A 13803-nucleotide genomic window follows, 5' to 3' on the forward strand; every position below is an offset into this window, starting at 1 on the left:
ATCCTTGATTGGGTCCGTGACGGCTATGCCGCCACATCGATCTGCCAGTTGGCCGATTGCAGCACCACATTGGTCTCGCGGATACGGCGCGACAGGTCATCGGCCTGCTTTTGCAGGCTGGCCACGTTGATCTGCGGCAGCCATTTGATCTCGCGCTGGCTGTAGCGGTCAACATCCTTGTCGGTGGCGGCGATGGTGGCGACCAGCAGCGAATGCTGGGCGACCAGGGTATCGCGCTGGGCGAGGATATCGGCCAGCAAACGGCCATCGGCAATCCGGGCCGTCTCATTGGCGGTGTTGATGGCGCGCACCAATTGCTGCTGCGCTAGCAAGGTCGAGTTGGCCTCGGCCAGCAGGTCGTCGACCCGCTCCTTGGGCTGCTCGCCCTCTTGCACCATGGCATTGCGGGCAATGCGCTCGCGCAGCGAAAGCAGCTTTTTCTTGTGGTCGGCGCGGAGCAATAAGGCTTCGGCAAGCTTCATCGGCAATCCTTGTGTTCAGGCATCAAAAAAATGGCTGCCAGCGGCAGCCATTTTCCGAGATCTTACTCAGCGCGGTAGTTCGGCGCTTCCTTGGTGATCTGCACATCATGCACGTGCGATTCACGGATACCGGCTGCGGTGATTTCCACAAACTCGGCCTTCTCGTTCATCTCGGCAATCGATGCGCAACCGCAGTAGCCCATCGATGCACGCACGCCGCCTGCCATTTGGTAGACGATGGCAACCATCGAGCCCTTGTAAGGCACGCGGCCTTCAATGCCTTCAGGCACCAGCTTGTCAGCATTCGGGTTACCGGTGCTCGATTCCTGGAAGTAGCGGTCGGCCGAGCCTTGCTGCATCGCGCCGATCGAACCCATGCCACGGTAGCTCTTGTACGAGCGGCCTTGGTAGAGGATCACTTCGCCAGGGGCTTCTTCGGTACCCGCAAACATGCCGCCCATCATGATGGTGGATGCGCCAGCGGCCAGTGCCTTGGAGATATCGCCGGAGAAGCGGATACCGCCATCGGCAATCAGCGGCACGCCCGTGCCTTGCAGGGCCTGGGCGACGCTGTCCACAGCCATGATCTGGGGCACGCCCACACCAGCCACGATACGCGTGGTGCAGATGGAGCCAGGGCCGATACCGACCTTGACTGCATCAGCGCCTGCCTCAACCAGCGCCAGTGCGGCTGCGCCGGTGGCAATATTGCCGCCGATCACATCGACTTGCGGGTAGTTTTGCTTGACCCAGCGCACGCGCTCGATCACGCCCCGGCTGTGGCCGTGGGCAGTGTCCACCACGAGGGCATCGACACCGGCCTTAACCAGCAGCTCAACCCGCTCTTCCGTCCCAGCGCCTACACCCACGGCCGCAGCCACGCGCAGACGGCCAGCGCGGTCGCGTGCGGCATTGGGGAAGGTGGTTTGCTTGGTGATGTCCTTGACGGTGATCAGGCCCTTGAGTTCAAAGGCATCGTTCACCACCAAAATACGTTCGAGCTTGTGCTTGTTGAGCAAAGCCTTGGCAGCGGCGGGCGTGGTGTCGTCTTTTTCGTTGACGGTCACCAGCTTGTCGCGCGGCGTCATGATGTCGCGCGCCTTGACGTCGTAGCGGGTCTCGAAGCGCAGATCGCGGCTGGTCACGATACCGACCACCTTGCCGCCGTCGCAGACGGGGAAGCCGGAGATGCCCCGCTCGTCGGACAGCTGCATGATCTGCAGCACGGTGTGCTCAGGCGTGATGACCACCGGGTCATGCACGACGCCCGATTCATGGCGCTTGACCTTGGAGACCTCGGCAGCTTGCTGCTCGGCGGACATGTTCTTGTGGATCACACCAATACCGCCCTCTTGGGCGATGGCAATGGCCAGTCTGGCTTCCGTCACCGTGTCCATGGCGGCAGACACCAGGGGCAGGTTCAGGCGGATATTGCGAGAGAATTGGGTGGCGAGAGAGACGTCCTTGGGCAGGACTTGGGAGTATGCGGGTACCAACAACACATCGTCGAAGGTGAGCGCTTTTCCGATCAGGCGCATTGTGAAAGCTCCAAAAAAAGGATTCTACCGTCTTTTGTAAACAGCTTGCAGGGCAGCTGTATTACATCCCACTGACGCAGCCTGTTATCTCTAACCAACAACTTCAGCCGAGGCGGACACGCGGCAGGCTACACTCGCTTTCTATGAAACTCATCAAGCTGCTCCTCCTCTCGGTGGCCCTTGGCATCGGCGCGCCCGCGATGGCCCAATGGCAGTGGATCGACAAAGATGGCCGCAAGGTCTTCAGCGATCGCCCACCGGGGCTGGACGTGCCAGAGAAGAACATCGTCAAGCGGCCCAAGGGCTATGGCTCGCTCAAAGGCGTCCAGTCCTCCGGCACCGGCCCAGCGCTGCGCGACGCAGCGCCTGCCCCGCAGGATGGCGATGTCGGCGACGGCGCAACGCCACCTGGCCAAGCTGCTGCGGCAGCCCCTGCCAGCGGTGCACCCGCTGCCAAGGCCCCCACCGGCAAGGACAAAGAGCTGGAAGCCAAGAAGGCGGCAGACGCCAAAGCCAAGGCCGATGCGGAAGCCGCTGAAAAATCCAAGCAGGCAGCAGCCAAGGCCGACAACTGCAAACGCGCCCAGCAAGCCAAATCGATGTACGACACCGGCAAGGCCGTGCGTGCACCGAATGAAAAGGGGGAGATGGTGTTCCAGAATGCCGAGCAGCGCGCTGCTGAGATCAAGCGCACCGATGAGCTCATCTTCAACAACTGCTGAGCGCCTGCCGCAGTCACCAAAAAGCCAAGCATCTGCTTGGCTTTTTTCTTGCTGGCGGCGCTGCGATCAGGCGCCGTAACCGGCTTTGGACTGCGGCCTGCGCTGAGCAAACAGCCCGGTGCCGCGCGCGCCCTGCTTGGCAAAGCGCTCACGCCGCGCTTTCTTGGGGTCTACCTTGAGGGCTTCGTACAGCTCAACCCGGTCGCCATCGGCCAGCAGCTGGCTGCGCGCTTGCAGCCGGCCCCAAACGCCAGCATCCTGCGCCTCGTCGAACACCTGGCCGGTTTGCGCACTGGCAGCGGCCAGGGCCTGCGTCAGGCTGGCGCCAGTGGGCAGTTGCAACTGCACCGTCTGCGGCTGGCCATTCTGGGCCCAGACCACCTCGATCTGCATCAGCGCTGCATTCAGCACGGTGTCAGGCGCGGCATCAGCCATAGATTTTCTCGGCCCGCTGGATAAAGGCATCCATCATCGTGGCGGCGATCTTGTCAAAAATGGGGCCGACCACCGCTGCCAGCGCCATGCTGTCAAAGCCATAGCTCAGGCTCAACGACACCTTGCAGGCGCGCTGGCTGCCATCGCCCACGGGCTCAAAGCGCCAATCGCCCTGCAGTTGCGAGAACGGCCCTTTCACCAGCTGCATCTGCAGCCGCTTGCCGGGGTCATAGGTGTTGCGGGTCACGAAGGACTTTTTGATACCCGCCAGCGCAATGCCGACCTCGGCAGTCACGCCATCGGCATGCTGCTCCAGCACCAGCGCATGGTCGCACCAGGGCAAAAAATCGGAGTAGCGCGGCACATCGGCCACGAGATCAAACATCTCCTGGGGGCTGTACCAGATCAGAACGGACTTGTTGACAGTTTTCATGCAGACAGGGAGATGGGCCGCCAAGGGCAGGAGCGCTGGAAGCGGCCCGAAACATTCATAAAATCATAGACCAGAACAAAAAGCGCTGCATCTAGCAGCCCTACGGGCTTGGGAAAGCCGTTTTGCCCCTAATATTGCAATTATGTCGAAGACCAACAACACCAACAGCCGCATTGCCGATAACAAGAAGGCCGCATTCAACTATTTCTTTGAAGAACGCTTTGAGGCCGGCATGGTGCTGCACGGCTGGGAAGTCAAAGCGCTGCGCGAAGGCAAGGTTCAACTGACCGACGGCTATGTGCTGGTCAAGAATGGCGAGCTCTACCTGATGGGCTGCCAGATCAACCCGCTCAAGACCGCCTCTACCCATGTCAGCCCCGATGCCGCCCGCATCAAAAAGCTCTTGATGAAGAAGGACGAGATCAAGCGCCTGATCGGCAAAGTCGAGCAAAAGGGCTACACCCTGGTCCCCATCAACCTGCATTGGAAAAATGGCCTGGCCAAATGCGATATTGCGCTGGCCAAGGGCAAGGCAGAGCATGACAAGCGCGACGTGATCAAGGACCGCGAAGGCAAGCGCGAAGTAGAGCGCGCGATGAAGGTACACAGCCGCTGATCGCCTTGGCAACCAAAGGCCAGCGCTGGGCAAAGCGCTGCGCTGGCTCTAATATGGCGGCTCATCCCTGACTGGACACCCTGCCATGCACAAACTGCTGCGGCTCGCACGCCTCTGCCTGGCCCTCCTCGTGCTGGCAGCCATCGGCCAACAGCTGGCTCTGCATGCGGCTAACAACTTCAGTTTTGCCAATTTCTTCAGCTACTTCACGGTGCTGTCCAATCTGTTTGCATCGCTGGTGCTGCTGCTCAGCGCCTGCACCCCTGCCCAGCAAGAGCGCCCCTGGCTAAGCCTGCTGCGCTACCTGTCTGCCGTGCAGATGGCCATTGTCGGCCTGGTGTTTGCCTTGCTGCTGCGCCACCTGGATGTAGGCCTCATGCAGGCCTGGATCAACACGGTGCTGCACTACCTGATGCCCATCGCCGTGGTGCTCGATTGGCTGCTGGCGCCAGCGCCTGCACCACTGGCACGCAAGGCCCTGGGCAAGGCGCTGGTGCTACCGGCGCTGTACCTGGCCTATAGCCTGCTGCGCGGCCAGCAAACCGGCTGGTACCCCTACCCTTTCTTGAACCCCGCCAACGTCGGCGGTGCGGCCGGCGTCGCCCTGTACGCCGCAGGGATCGCTCTGGGCTTTGTGCTGGTGGGCGGTCTGCTGCTGTGGGCGGCCAAAGGGCGCAGACCGGCAGCTCCGGCTTAGGCTGGCCATTGGCGCTGGGCTTCGCCACCCAGGATGGGTATCTGTCCGACATGGCGGCTGTGGGCTGCCACCTATATTGATGACACCTACAACCAACCCGGGTGCCGCCTATGTTCTCCAAGCTCGCTGTACTGGCCATTCCACTGTCTGCCGTTCTTTTGACCGCCTGTGGCTCCATGCACCACAAGGACCAGAAGAACGCCGACACCAGCACACCGGTACGATCCGCCGATGGCGTGCTGGTCGGCCCCGATGGCCGCACGCTCTATACCTTCACCAAGGACAGCGCCGGCAGCGGTGCCTCCACCTGCTACCAGCAATGCGCCACCAACTGGCCGCCGCTGCCGGTGGCATCCGGCGCCAAGCCGATTGGTGATTTCAGCATCATCCAGCGCACGGACAACACCCAGCAATGGGCCTACAAAGGCTGGCCGCTGTACTACTTTGCCAAAGACAGCCAAGCCGGCGAAAAGCGCGGCGACGGCATGGGCGGCGGTGTGTGGAAGCTGGCAACACCTTGATCGGACACGGCTGCTAAGCTGTTCCCTCCAACAACAAGAGGTGGCCAAACGGCCACCTCTTTGCGTTTCAGCCTGCGATCAGCGCCGCGCTTATTTGGACTTGTCGCGCATGCCGCTGCTGTAGCGCTCCAACCAGGCAGACACCTTGCCCAGCGCCTGGCCGCCCTTGCCCAGCAGTTGCGCCAGCTCCGATTCCGCGCGTTCGCGCAAGGTCTCCTCGTTCTCGGGCAGTGGCGGCAGGATGTGCGCGAAATAGGTTTTGCCCAGCACGCGGTGCAGCAAACGCTCTCCCACAAAAGGCTGGTTGCCGTTCAGCGCCCGCGCGCCCTTGATGATGTTGCGGATGTCGTACTGCGTGGGGCTTATGTCGGGCACCTGCTTTGCCAATCCTAGCAATGTGTAGACGCCAATGCGTGCGGTGCGCACCGAGCTTTCCATCGTGAACACAATATCGTTGCTGGTCTCGACAAACTGGCCCACCAAGGCCAGGTTGGTGCAGCCCTCGGGCACCACATGGGGCCGGTCGCCAGCGGCGCGCGGCATGAATTGGGCCGTGATATAGGGCATCAGCGCCAAGCGCACCTTGGTATTGGCCGCCACCGCATCGATCTGGTCGGCGATGCCCAGGTGGTAGCACAGCTCGGCCAGAATCTCGCGCCCCGTGCATTCGGGCATGGTCTTGGCCACATGGTTGCCCTTTTTGTCCATCAACAGCGCATACACCCAGAGCACCAGCACGTCGCCCGGTTGATCGGGGAAATGCGGCTGGCGGTTGCAGGTAAAGCTCATCACCCAGTTAGAATCGGTGAAGGTGATGATGCCGCCCGTCACCGTCTTGCCCGAGTAGGGATCGTTGACCGACAGTTCCTTGAGTTTGTCGATCAGCGGCGAGGCTTTGCAGGTCAACGTGGCGGACTCCCACATGGACCCCTTCACATCGCCATAGAACTTCTCCGGCCGGCCAAACACCGGCGACTTGGCCGCCAGGCGCTTCCACAAGGCCCAGTCGCTGTCATCGCCCGGCTCCTCATTGCTGCGCGCCAGCACCGGCGCAGTATCCAGATCGCCATAAGCGGTGCCCTCGGTCATCGATCCCGTCAGCGCAAACACCACGTCGTCCGGGCCCAGCGCAATCTGCACATCCTGGCCGGCCGATTTGCAGCGGATGGCAGTCACCGTGCGGGCGCCTGCCTCCTCCCGCATGTCCAGGTCATAGGCGCGGGTGTTGAACTGCACCTTTACGCCCTTGTCCTTGAGCATGCGCGTCAACGGCACGACAAAGCTGTCGTACTGGTTGTACTTGGGAAACACCAGCGCCGACATGTCCGTGAGGCCATCGATGGCGTCCAGGAAGCGGTGCATGTAGAGCTTCATCTCCAGCAGGCTTTGCCAGTTCTCGAACGCGAACATCGAGCGCCACAGGTACCAGAAATTAGTCTCTAGAAAGCTCTTGCTGAAATAGGACTCGATGCTGAGGTCGTCCAGCTCCTCCTTGCGCTTGAGCAGCAGCTTGACGATCTCCCACTGGTGCGCCTTGGTCAGGCCCAGGCTGGAGAAATCGCGGATCTTGCCTTGCTGGTGCATCAGCCGGGCCTTGGACCAGTTGGGGTCGTTGTCGTTGACGTGGCGGTACTCGTCCAGCACGCTGTAGCCCTCGGGCAGCTCCAGCGCCGGTACGTCCTGGAACAGGTCCCAGAAGTTGTCGTAGTTCCAGTTCATCTCGCGGCCGCCGCGCACGATATAGCCCTGCTCGGCATTACCCGCGCCATCGAGCGAGCCACCGGTCACATCCAGGGCATCCAGAATGGTGATGTCTTCGCCGGCCATGCCGCCGTCGCGGATCAGGTAGAAGGCCGCTGCAAGGCCTGCAATGCCGCTGCCGATAATCCAGGCCTTTCGCCCCGCTACCGGCGCGCCCAGCACCGGCCGGTTGCGCATATAGGCGCCCACCATGTCGGGTGGTGGCAGGCTGTCTTGCGGGCCCTTGCGCCAAAAGCCTTCGCCGATGTTTGCCTCAACGCGCAGCGAGGAGGTGCGGGAGTCTGCATGCTTCATGGTGGTGCCTTTCATGGATAGCTTGACGATCAGACGCCAAGGTATAGCACACCGACTCCCAGCCACTATTGATGGGCGGCAAGCGCCTACGCATCCACGTAGCTGCTTGGCTCTCCCCTTGCGCTCAGTCCAGCGCCAGCAGCGGATGGGCCTGTGCAGGCCAGGGGCTGGCAAACATCTGCGCCACTTCCTGCAGGTCCACGTCTTCGATGCGCGCGGGGTTCCACTGCGGGTGGTGGTCCTTGTCCACCGCCAACGCACGGATGCCTTCCAAGGTTTCGCTCTTGCGATGAGGGCGCAGGTAAAAGCAGTGGCGCACCAGGTCGCGCTCCATGCGCAGGTCGTCGGCCAGGCTCAGGCTGCGTGCGCGGCGGATCTGCTCCAGCACCACGAACAGCATCAACGGCGAGCGCTTGCGCAGGGTCTCGGCGGTGGCACGGGCAAAGTCGCTGTCGCCCGCTTCCAGCGCGCTGATGATGGCCGGCACATCGGCCAGGCCAAAGTACTGGGCGATGTCGGCATCGGGGTTGGCAGCGCGCTCTGGTGCGGTGGCCAGGCCGGCCCGCACAAAGGCTTCCACCGCCTGGCCATTGGCAAAACTGCCAGCGGCCAGTCCATCCCACAGCGCCTGCTGCTGCGCACTCTCCAGGTAGCCATCGGCCAGCTGGTAGGCCAACGCATCGGCTGCGCCAATCATCTGGCCGGTGAGGCCCAGGTACTCGCCCACACGGCCGGGGCAGCGCGACAGAAAGTAGCCGCCGCCCACATCGGGGAACAAACCAATGGCCGTCTCGGGCATCGCCATCTTGGTGCGCTCGGTGACGATGCGCAGGCTGGCGCCCTGGCTGATGCCCATGCCGCCGCCCATCACAATGCCATCCATAAAGGCGATATAGGGTTTGCCAAGGTGGTGGATCAGGTGGTTGAGCGCGTATTCCTCGGTGAAGAAATCCTCCAGCTCGGGGTTGCCTGCCATGCCGGCCGCATGCAAAAAGCGGATATCGCCGCCAGCGCAGAAGGCACCAAACACGCCCTCTTTGTTGCTGCCCCGGATGGCCACGGCCAGCACCTTCTCGTCTTGCTGCCAGCGCAGCAGCACATCGCGCAGCTCGCGCACCATCGCCAGAGACAGCGCGTTCAGCGCCTTGGGCCGGTTTAGCGTGATAAAGCCCAGCTGGCCGCGCACTTCGCTTTGCACATCTTCGGTGTAGACCGCCATAACATTGACTCCTGGTTCTTCTAAAAACAACCGCCACCATAGCCGATAACCGGCGCGGGCAGCGGTCAAACAGGTGCCAAATCAGGCTACCGGCGCGCTGCTGTCCGTTATCTGGCGGATTACATCCAGCGCCATGCCGTCTGCTGCCAGCAAAGCTTGCCCCGCCTGCAGCTGCCAGTAGCTTTCGCTGCCCGCTGTCTGGCGCCACAGGTGCAGGCGGCGGGTGTGCAGCTGCAAATCAAACTCGGTGGTAAAGCCAATCGCGCCGTGGATAGAATGCGCGAGCGCTGCCACCTCCACCGCTGCCTCGCTGCTGCGGGCCTTGCCCACTGCCACCTTCAGCGGATCTGCCACCACGCCATCGGCCTCGCAGGCAATCTGGGCCGCCATGCGCGCCGCGCTCACATGCTCAGCCATCACCGCCAGCTCATGCTGGATGGCCTGGAACTTGCCAATCGGCCGGCCAAACTGCTGGCGCTCATTGGCAAAGTTCAGGGTGCTTTCAAACACCGTCAGCAGGCTGCCGGCCAGCAAGGCCGACACCAGCCCGGCCTGCGCCACCAGCAGCGATGCGGGGGCGGGCACACGGGTGGCGGAAACCACGGCGCTGGCGGGCCAGTGCAGATCCGCATCCAGCACAAAAATGCTGGCACTGGCCTGCGCAGCGGCCACAGGCAGCAGCAGCACATCCGCCCCGTGCTGGCCCAGCACCCATGGCGCCACCCGGGCACCGCGCACGCCGCTGGCCCGCAGGCCGCCATCGGCAGCGGCCAGCTGCGGCGCCAGCGCAATGGCGCCTTGCGGCAGCGCCACACCGGCGGCCGCCAGCCAGGCCCGCGCCAGCATGGTTTCTGCCAGCGGCAGCGGCATGGCGTGCTGGCCCAGCAAATCCCACACCGCAAAGGCATCGCGCAGCGCCAGGCCAGCGCCGCCTGCGTCTTCGCTCAGCAGCAGGTCGGCAAAGCCGCTGTCCTCAATCTGCTGCCACAGCGCTGCAGCGGTGGGCGACGCGCCAGCGCTTGCTGCCGCTTCGCTCTCGATGGCGCGCACCACGGCGGGCGTGCATTGCCCCGTCAGCAGATCGCGCAGGGCCTCGGTAATCAAATGGTCCATGTTCTTCTCCTTGCGCTCAACGCAGGCCAAGGCCGCGCGCGATCATGCCGCGCAAAATGCTGCGGGTGCCGCCGCGCAGCGTGTAGCACGGCGAGACGAGTGTCAGGTAGTTAAGGGTCAGCAGCAGCGCATGGGGCACTGCCTCGCCCTCGCCTTCGCGCGCCATCAGGTCGTCGGCGATCGCAGCTGGGATGAACTGCTCCAGCACCGTCCCTTGGTCCTTGACCAGCGCGGCTTCCACAATCGGGCTTTGGCCTTGCACCAGCTTCTCTTGCACAGCGACGGACAGCGCGCGCAGCGGCGCGAGGCGGGTCAATATCTGACCAGCAAGCTTGATGGAGTCGGCACGCGGCGCTGCCTCGCTGCGCACAAAGGCCAGCCATTGGTCCAGCAGCACCACCGAGGAGAACAAGCGCTCGGGTCCGCTGCGCTCATAGGCCAGCTCGGCGGTCACCTGCTCCCAGCCCTGGCCTTCAGCGCCCACCAGCGCATCGGGGGCAAGCTGCACATTGTCAAAAAACACCTCGCAGAAATGGCGGTCGCCCGACATGTCCTCGATGGGCCGCACGGTCACGCCCGGCAGGCTCAGGTCCACGATCAGCTGCGACAGGCCTTTCTGCCGGTCCGCCGGCTCGCCCGAAGTGCGCACCAGCGCAATCATGTACTGGCAGTGCTCGGCGTTGGTGGTCCAGATTTTCTGGCCATTGAGCAGCCAGCCGCCATCATTGGGCACGGCGCGGGTGCGCACGCTGGCCAGGTCCGAGCCAGCATTGGGTTCGCTCATGCCGATGCAAAAAAAGCTCTCGCCCCGCGCCACCGGCGGCACATAGCGCTGCTTTTGCGCCTCGGTGCCGTATTTCAAAATCAAGGGTGCGCTCTGGCGCTCGGCAATCCAGTGCGATCCCACCGGGGCGCCAAAATTCAGCAACTCCTCGACCACCACATAGCGCGCAAAGGCGCCCTGTTCATGGCCACCGTAGGCTTTGGGGAAGGTCATGCCCAGCCAGCCCTTCTCACCCAGCTTGCGGCTGAAGGCGGGGTCATAACCACTCCAGGATTTGGCGCGGATATGGGCGGGAATGTCTTTGACCGCCTCTTGCAGAAAAGCACGCACCTCCGCGCGCAGCGCCTCGCCTTCGGGCGGGATGCGGGTCAGGGCCAGTCCGTTGAGAATCGTCATCGTCGTCGCTTTCGTTCAGTCCAGGGACACGCCGGTGCTCTTGACCACGCCGGCCCAGCGCTTGATCTCGCTCTGGATGTAGTCGCCATAGGCCTGCGGCGTGGAGCCCAAGGGCTCGGTGCCTTGCAGGCGCAGTTTCTCCAGTACGCCAGGGTCCTTCAAGGCCTTCATCAGTTCGGCGTTCAGGCGCTGTACCACTGCGTCGGGCGTCTTGGCGGGCACCATCACGCCCTGCCAGGCACCGGCCTCAAAGCCGGTCATGCCGCTTTCGGCCAGGGTGGGTGCGTCCGGAAAATTCTCGATGCGCTTGGCGGTGCTGACAGCCAGCAGCTTGAGCTTGCCGTCCTTGATAAAGGGCGCCACCGAGTTGATGGTGTCGGTCATGAACTCAATCTGGCCTGCTACCAGGTCCACATCGGCTGGCGCACTGCCTTTGTAGGGCACATGGGCGGCGTCGATGCGGTAGTGCTGCACCACCTGGAAGGCAGCCAGGTGGGTGACATTGCCGTTGCCAGCCGAGCCGTAGGAGAGCTTGCCCTTGTTGTCCTGCGCGTACTTCACAAACTCCTGCACGGTGTTGACAGGCACCTTGGGATTGACCACCAGGCCCAGCGGCACCACGGCGGTCAGTGCGACCGGGCGCAGGTCCTTGGCCACGTCATAGCTGAGCTTTTTGTACAGCGAGGGGCTGAGCGCAATCGACGAGGTGTTGTAGAGCACCGTATAGCCATCGGCGGCGGCCTTGGCCACCAGCGCATTGCCGATATTGCCGTTGGCGCCGGGCCGGTTGTCGACGATGACCGTTTGCCCCAGCTGCTGGCCGACCTGCTGGGCCAGCACCCGGGCCACCATGTCTGTCGGCCCGCCCGGCGGGAAGGGCACGACCAGGGTGATGGGCCGGCTGGGCCAGGCGTCTTGCGCCTGCACAGCGCCACAAACAGCCGCCGCTGCAACAGCCAGCAGCGCCGAACGACGTAAAAGAACATAAGTCATGCTTGTCTCCTGTATTTTTTCTCTTATCCGGCGCGGCCTGTTGGGGCCGCGTTAGCTAGGCCTCGCGTCCTGCCAGCAAGCGCACTGCCGTGTAGACCATCACCTGCTCCTGGCGCTGGTTGTAGACCTCGATGCGCGAGGTGACCACCGCCCGCCCGCCCTTGCTGGTCGGTTTGATATCGGTCACCTCCACCAGCGCCTCAATCGTGTCGCCCACCACCACCGGGGCCAGAATCTTCTGGTGCAGCTCCAGCATCGCCAGGCCCGTGCCCTGGATCATGCTTTGCAGAATGAAGCCTTCTATCAAGGTATAGGTGAGGGCACCCGGCACAGGCCGGCCCCGGATCGCACCGCCGTCGTAGCCGTCTTCGATAAAGATGGCTTCGAGCATGCCGGTGGTGTTGATGAAGTTGACCAGGTCCGTCTCCGTCACCGTGCGGCGAAAGGTGCGCAGCTGCTGGCCGACTTGCAGGTCTTGCCAGACAAAGCCCTGGCCCATGCGCGGCGTGGCCGCCAGGGCAGCGGACCGGTTGTCGGTGGAAGAGATCCAGTTATTGGCAGTCATGGTGTTTTTACTTTCAGCATTTCATTCAGCCACCGAGGGTTGCAACGCCGCAATGCGGGCATCGTCCCAACCGGCCTCGCGCAGCAGCTGCTGCGTGTGCTCGCCCAGGCGCGGCGGCATGCCAATGGGGGCCTGCGCACCGTCGATGCGCACGGATGAGCGCGGGAAGCGCACGGTGCCCATGGCGGGGTCGTGCTTTTCGACAAAAAAGCCGGTGGCTTGCAGATGTGGGTCGCGCGGCAGGTCGTCCATGCGCGCCACTGCCGCGGTCGGAATCTCCAACTCCGCACAGGTGGCCAGCCAATAGGCGGTGTCCTTTTGCGCGACATGGCTGCTCATGGTCTCCAGCAGCAGCGCAATGTTGCGGGTGCGCTGGGCCTGGGTGGTAAAGCGCTCATCCTGCGCCAACTCGGGCTGGCCCACGGCGGCAAAAAAGCGCCGCCAGTGGCCGTCGGTGTAGGGCATCATGCAGACATGGCCGTCCAGCGTCTTGTAAGGCTTGCGCCAGGGCGCCATCACGCGCGGGTAGCCAGCGCCGCTGAGCGCAGGCTCAAAATGCATGCCGTAGAAATGCTCGACCAGGTTGAAGCCGACCATGGTTTCGTACATCGGCACCTCGACAAAGCTGCCCTCCCCCGTGCGTTCGCGCTGAAACAGCGCCGCCATCACAGCATGCGCTGCCACCAGGCCGCAGGTTTTGTCTGCTGCTATCGTCGGCAGGTAACGGGCCTCGCCCGTCTGGCGCTCCATCAGGTCGGCCAGGCCGCTCATGCCCTGGATCACATCGTCATAGGCGGGCAGGCCGGCGTACGGGCCGCCCTCGCCAAAGCCATGCAGGCCCACATAGACCAGGCGCGGGTAATGGGCGCGCAGCTGCACCGGGTCCAGCCCCAGCTTGGCCAACTTTTGCGGGCGCATGCTGTGCATGAAGACATCGGTGGTCTTGAGCAGCGCATGCAAGGCCGCTTGGGCCTCGGGCGCCTTCAGGTCCAGCACCACACTTTTCTTGCTGCGGTTGGAACCCATGAACAGCGCCGACATACCGGCCTCTGCCGCCGGCCCGGTGTAGCGCGTTGAGTCGCCCGCTGGCGGCTCGATCTTGATCACCTCGGCGCCGTAATCGGCCAGCACCTGGCTGGCCAGCGGCCCAAAAATCACGCTGGATAGGTCCAGCACCCGCAGGCCTGTCAATGCACTCAAGGCTTGTCTCCGTCGTTGTGGTGATAGCGATGAA

15 protein-coding genes are annotated in these 13803 nt (G+C 63.2%); 4 read left to right on the top strand and 11 right to left on the bottom strand.

The window, feature by feature from the left end:
- Positions 1-23 precede the first annotated feature (23 nt).
- Positions 24-482, bottom strand: coding sequence for a DIP1984 family protein (locus tag HS961_RS15595; RefSeq protein WP_182323517.1), 459 nt, complete (start codon positions 480-482; stop codon positions 24-26).
- A 62-nt stretch (positions 483-544) separates the two neighbouring features.
- The gene (guaB, locus tag HS961_RS15600) at positions 545-2020 is read right to left on the bottom strand and encodes an IMP dehydrogenase (protein ID WP_182323519.1); all 1476 of its coding nucleotides are present in this window, start codon (positions 2018-2020) and stop codon (positions 545-547) included.
- Between the two features lie 143 nt (positions 2021-2163).
- Here guaB and HS961_RS15605 point away from each other — a divergent pair, with 143 nt between their 5' ends.
- The gene (locus tag HS961_RS15605; protein ID WP_182323521.1) at positions 2164-2742 is read left to right on the top strand and encodes a DUF4124 domain-containing protein; all 579 of its coding nucleotides are present in this window, start codon (positions 2164-2166) and stop codon (positions 2740-2742) included.
- A gap of 66 nt (positions 2743-2808) precedes the next feature.
- On the opposite strand, the gene HS961_RS15610 is transcribed toward HS961_RS15605, so the two are convergent.
- Both HS961_RS15610 and HS961_RS15615 read right to left on the bottom strand, forming a co-directional pair.
- Complete coding sequence (locus HS961_RS15610) at positions 2809-3177, bottom strand: RnfH family protein (RefSeq protein WP_182323523.1); 369 nt, start codon at positions 3175-3177, stop codon at positions 2809-2811.
- On the bottom strand, positions 3170-3610 hold the full coding sequence (locus tag HS961_RS15615; protein WP_182323525.1) for a type II toxin-antitoxin system RatA family toxin: 441 nt from the start codon (positions 3608-3610) through the stop codon (positions 3170-3172). The genes HS961_RS15610 and HS961_RS15615 overlap by 8 nt, the downstream gene beginning before the upstream one ends.
- Positions 3611-3752: 142 nt before the next feature.
- Here HS961_RS15615 and smpB point away from each other — a divergent pair, with 142 nt between their 5' ends.
- From smpB to HS961_RS15630, 3 genes are all read left to right on the top strand, one after another.
- On the top strand, positions 3753-4226 hold the full coding sequence (gene smpB, locus HS961_RS15620) for an SsrA-binding protein SmpB (RefSeq protein WP_182323527.1): 474 nt from the start codon (positions 3753-3755) through the stop codon (positions 4224-4226).
- Positions 4227-4311: 85 nt separating this feature from the next.
- Complete coding sequence (locus tag HS961_RS15625) at positions 4312-4923, top strand: Pr6Pr family membrane protein (RefSeq protein WP_182323529.1); 612 nt, start codon at positions 4312-4314, stop codon at positions 4921-4923.
- A gap of 110 nt (positions 4924-5033) precedes the next feature.
- Complete coding sequence (locus HS961_RS15630; protein WP_182323531.1) at positions 5034-5444, top strand: ATP-binding protein; 411 nt, start codon at positions 5034-5036, stop codon at positions 5442-5444.
- Between the two features lie 90 nt (positions 5445-5534).
- On the opposite strand, the gene HS961_RS15635 is transcribed toward HS961_RS15630, so the two are convergent.
- From HS961_RS15635 to HS961_RS15665, 7 genes are all read right to left on the bottom strand, one after another.
- Positions 5535-7499, bottom strand: coding sequence for an oleate hydratase (locus tag HS961_RS15635; protein ID WP_182323533.1), 1965 nt, complete (start codon positions 7497-7499; stop codon positions 5535-5537).
- A gap of 124 nt (positions 7500-7623) precedes the next feature.
- Complete coding sequence (locus tag HS961_RS15640) at positions 7624-8718, bottom strand: enoyl-CoA hydratase/isomerase family protein (protein ID WP_182323536.1); 1095 nt, start codon at positions 8716-8718, stop codon at positions 7624-7626.
- An 81-nt stretch (positions 8719-8799) separates the two neighbouring features.
- A complete protein-coding gene (locus HS961_RS15645; RefSeq protein WP_182323538.1) occupies positions 8800-9831 on the bottom strand; it encodes an acyl-CoA dehydrogenase family protein in 1032 nt (343 codons plus the stop codon).
- Positions 9832-9847: 16 nt separating this feature from the next.
- Entirely contained in the window at positions 9848-11011 is a 1164-nt protein-coding gene (locus HS961_RS15650) for an acyl-CoA dehydrogenase family protein (RefSeq protein WP_182323540.1), read from the bottom strand.
- A gap of 15 nt (positions 11012-11026) precedes the next feature.
- Complete coding sequence (locus HS961_RS15655; protein ID WP_182323542.1) at positions 11027-12004, bottom strand: Bug family tripartite tricarboxylate transporter substrate binding protein; 978 nt, start codon at positions 12002-12004, stop codon at positions 11027-11029.
- A gap of 55 nt (positions 12005-12059) precedes the next feature.
- Positions 12060-12569 carry a MaoC family dehydratase gene (locus tag HS961_RS15660; RefSeq protein WP_182323544.1) on the bottom strand — a complete coding sequence of 170 codons (510 nt, stop codon included), beginning with the start codon at positions 12567-12569 and terminating at the stop codon, positions 12060-12062.
- A 21-nt stretch (positions 12570-12590) separates the two neighbouring features.
- On the bottom strand, positions 12591-13769 hold the full coding sequence (locus tag HS961_RS15665) for a CaiB/BaiF CoA transferase family protein (protein WP_182323546.1): 1179 nt from the start codon (positions 13767-13769) through the stop codon (positions 12591-12593).
- Between the last annotated feature and the right edge of the window lie 34 nt (positions 13770-13803).

It is taken from the genome of Comamonas piscis, assembly GCF_014109725.1.
Taxonomy (GTDB): Bacteria; Pseudomonadota; Gammaproteobacteria; order Burkholderiales; family Burkholderiaceae_C; genus Comamonas; species Comamonas piscis.

What these genes read in the sequence shown, in the direction of transcription:
- HS961_RS15595 (WP_182323517.1), bottom strand. Translation starts at nt 482, where the DNA reads ATGAAGCTTGCCGAAGCCTTATTGCTCCGCGCCGACCACAAGAAAAAG.
- guaB (WP_182323519.1), bottom strand. Translation starts at nt 2,020, where the DNA reads ATGCGCCTGATCGGAAAAGCGCTCACCTTCGACGATGTGTTGTTGGTA.
- HS961_RS15605 (WP_182323521.1), top strand. Translation starts at nt 2,164, where the DNA reads ATGAAACTCATCAAGCTGCTCCTCCTCTCGGTGGCCCTTGGCATCGGC.
- HS961_RS15610 (WP_182323523.1), bottom strand. Translation starts at nt 3,177, where the DNA reads ATGGCTGATGCCGCGCCTGACACCGTGCTGAATGCAGCGCTGATGCAG.
- HS961_RS15615 (WP_182323525.1), bottom strand. Translation starts at nt 3,610, where the DNA reads ATGAAAACTGTCAACAAGTCCGTTCTGATCTGGTACAGCCCCCAGGAG.
- smpB (WP_182323527.1), top strand. Translation starts at nt 3,753, where the DNA reads ATGTCGAAGACCAACAACACCAACAGCCGCATTGCCGATAACAAGAAG.
- HS961_RS15625 (WP_182323529.1), top strand. Translation starts at nt 4,312, where the DNA reads ATGCACAAACTGCTGCGGCTCGCACGCCTCTGCCTGGCCCTCCTCGTG.
- HS961_RS15630 (WP_182323531.1), top strand. Translation starts at nt 5,034, where the DNA reads ATGTTCTCCAAGCTCGCTGTACTGGCCATTCCACTGTCTGCCGTTCTT.
- HS961_RS15635 (WP_182323533.1), bottom strand. Translation starts at nt 7,499, where the DNA reads ATGAAGCATGCAGACTCCCGCACCTCCTCGCTGCGCGTTGAGGCAAAC.
- HS961_RS15640 (WP_182323536.1), bottom strand. Translation starts at nt 8,718, where the DNA reads ATGGCGGTCTACACCGAAGATGTGCAAAGCGAAGTGCGCGGCCAGCTG.
- HS961_RS15645 (WP_182323538.1), bottom strand. Translation starts at nt 9,831, where the DNA reads ATGGACCATTTGATTACCGAGGCCCTGCGCGATCTGCTGACGGGGCAA.
- HS961_RS15650 (WP_182323540.1), bottom strand. Translation starts at nt 11,011, where the DNA reads ATGACGATTCTCAACGGACTGGCCCTGACCCGCATCCCGCCCGAAGGC.
- HS961_RS15655 (WP_182323542.1), bottom strand. Translation starts at nt 12,004, where the DNA reads ATGACTTATGTTCTTTTACGTCGTTCGGCGCTGCTGGCTGTTGCAGCG.
- HS961_RS15660 (WP_182323544.1), bottom strand. Translation starts at nt 12,569, where the DNA reads ATGACTGCCAATAACTGGATCTCTTCCACCGACAACCGGTCCGCTGCC.